This window comes from Alteromonas sp. AO-Serp (genome assembly GCF_017849675.1).
Classification (GTDB): Bacteria; Pseudomonadota; Gammaproteobacteria; order Enterobacterales; family Alteromonadaceae; genus Alteromonas; species Alteromonas macleodii.
Genome location: NZ_JAFLMX010000335.1, coordinates 1 through 2489 on the forward strand (window position 1 = coordinate 1; position 2489 = coordinate 2489).

2 protein-coding genes and 1 pseudogene are annotated in these 2489 nt (G+C 44.4%); all 3 read left to right on the plus strand.

What is annotated here, in order from left to right; genetic code table 11:
- Positions 1 to 27 precede the first annotated feature (27 nt).
- Positions 28 to 510 carry a 5'-deoxynucleotidase gene (gene yfbR / locus QVA83_RS21010; protein WP_287498933.1) on the plus strand — a complete coding sequence of 161 codons (483 nt, stop codon included), beginning with the start codon at positions 28 to 30 and terminating at the stop codon, positions 508 to 510.
- Between the two features lie 76 nt (positions 511 to 586).
- Positions 587 to 1930 (plus strand): anti-phage deoxyguanosine triphosphatase, encoded by a 1344-nt coding sequence (locus tag QVA83_RS21015; protein WP_287498932.1) that lies wholly within the window; start codon positions 587 to 589, stop codon positions 1928 to 1930.
- 152 nt (positions 1931 to 2082) lie between these two features.
- Positions 2083 to 2489, plus strand: a pseudogene (locus QVA83_RS21020) (protein-methionine-sulfoxide reductase catalytic subunit MsrP); the annotation flags it as partial.

Below are 2489 nucleotides of genomic sequence, written 5' to 3' on the forward strand. Positions count from 1 at the left end.
GTGAAGGAGCACAGTTAGCAGGTGGCCATGGTAGCCCACGCACTTGCAATAATAAAAAAAAAGTTTTTAGGCGGCACACAAAACCCTGATCGTATTGCTACCATGGCAATATTTCACGACGTGTCGGAGGTACTCACCGGAGACCTCCCTACCCCAGTGAAATACTTTAACCCTGCGATTAAAGAAGAATATAAAAAAATCGAAAAAATTGCAGAGAACAAGCTAATTGAAATGGCACCAGAAGCATTTCGAGAAGACTATGCGGCGCTTATTGACCATCACTACCATAGTGAAGAAGAAGCTTTTATTGTGAAAGCAGCAGACGTACTTTGCGCTTACCTAAAAACGCTTGAAGAATTAGCTGCTGGTAACCAAGAGTTTAAGCTGGCTAAGAAAAGATTAGATAAAACCCTTAAAGAATATCATTCTGAAGAGGTGGACTACTTCTTAACGCGTTACGTACCAAGCTTTTCTTTAAGTCTTGATGAAATTACGCAAGACGATATGTGAGCAAGGCGATTAACAGCCCATAAATCACTATACTGACGAATAGAAGTAGCATACACAGCAAGGCAGCGAGGTTTTTTTGGCAACAAGCGATTGGGAATTAGCATTACACGAGCGTCGTTTACCCCGTAGTGAAACAAGAGACGGCGATCACCGCAATCCGTATCAACGTGATAAAGCACGCGTTCTTCATAGCGCCGCCTTTCGTAGATTACAGGCAAAAACTCAAGTGCTCGGTGTGGGGCTGAGCGACTTCTATCGCACTCGACTAACCCACTCTCTAGAAGCCGCCCAAATTGGCACCGGTATTACCGCCCAGCTTTGCGGAAAATTTCCGGATATTGCCACTACGTTGGCGCTTGATCCTACGTTAATCGAAACCCTCTGCTTGGCTCACGATATTGGTCATCCCCCCTTCGGCCATGGTGGTGAAATTGCCCTTAATTACATGATGCACCAATACGGCGGGTTTGAAGGAAATGGACAAACCTTTAGGATAATTACTCAGCTTGAGCCTTATACCGCCGATCACGGCATGAATTTATGTAGAAGAAGCGTGTTAGGCTTGGTTAAATATCCGAATTTTATCGATGCCCTTCATAGTAAAGGACCTACGCCCAAGCGTCCTGGTTCACTTCGTCAGGTTAAATCCCACGACTGGCATCCACCAAAAGGTCTGTTTCGCTGCGACGAGCCCCTGTTCGACTGGCTACTTGCGCCATTTAGCAATGAAGATAAAGATGCGTTTATGCAGTTTACTGCAAAACCGAATACCCACAGTAAAACACAATTTAAATCGTTCGACTGCTCAATTATGGAGCTGTCTGACGATATCGCCTATGGCATTCACGACTTAGAAGATGCCATAGTGATGGATATGGTCGACAAGCATCATTTTGTCGAGGATGTAACCACCCCGCTAAAAGCGCTAGATGTACCGTGGCTGTCAGACAATATAGAAGTGCTAACCAATAAGCTATTTAGCGCTGCACATCACGAAAGGAAAAATGCCATAGGCGCGCTGGTAAATAGCTTTATTACAGCTATTGAAATAAAAGGCGTTGAGGGTTTTGCTCACCCGTTACTGGCGTTCAACGCCGTAATGCCTGAACATTTTGCACAAGCCTTGGAGCTTTTCAAACGCTTTGTGTTTAACAAAGTAATACGCCGCCCTGATGTGCAGCTTCTTGAATACAAAGGACAGCTGGTGGTTATGGAGCTTTTTGAAGCCTTTGCATCAGATCCTGACCGCTTACTTCCCGAAAACACCCAAGTTCGCTGGCGTAAGGCCTGTGAGAGCGGCAATGGTATGCGCGTTCTCGCCGACTATATATCGGGTATGACGGATGAATTCGCATCTCGCCTATACAGTAATATCTTTTCACCTAAACAAGGCGGTATTCAAGATAGTCTGCATATGTAGATTGTTTTGTTTTTCCTAATTAGTTGAAATGAAAAGACCGTACTCTCGGTCTTTTTTATTATGTTGAACTTACTCGTTACATTAACGTAGCTAAATGTACTGGGCGAAGTGACGACCATTTCTCATAGTCTTATCATAATTTAGGTGACGTAATGCCAAAACCATTTAAACCCTCAGTAAAATTAACTGATAACGACGTAACCAATGAAGGCGTTTATATGAATCGCCGTTCATTGCTCAAATCTATGGGCTTTGTGGGAGCGTCTACGCTGTTGGCGAAGTCGGCAGGCGCTGCCGGTTGGTTTTGGGAAGATGAAGAAGAGAAGGCAGCGTTTAAGGGAAAGGCGCTGGAGTTTAGTCAGCCCCCTAAGTTTCAAATAACGGAAACCCGAACGCCTGAAGATAAAGTGACCAGCTACAACAACTTCTATGAGTTTGGCACATCTAAAGATGCACCAGCCAAAAATGCGACTGAATTTCAAACTAATCCATGGACGTTAAAAGTTGACGGGATGGTTAAAAACCCCATTGAGCTTGATCACGATGCCTTAACAAAGCG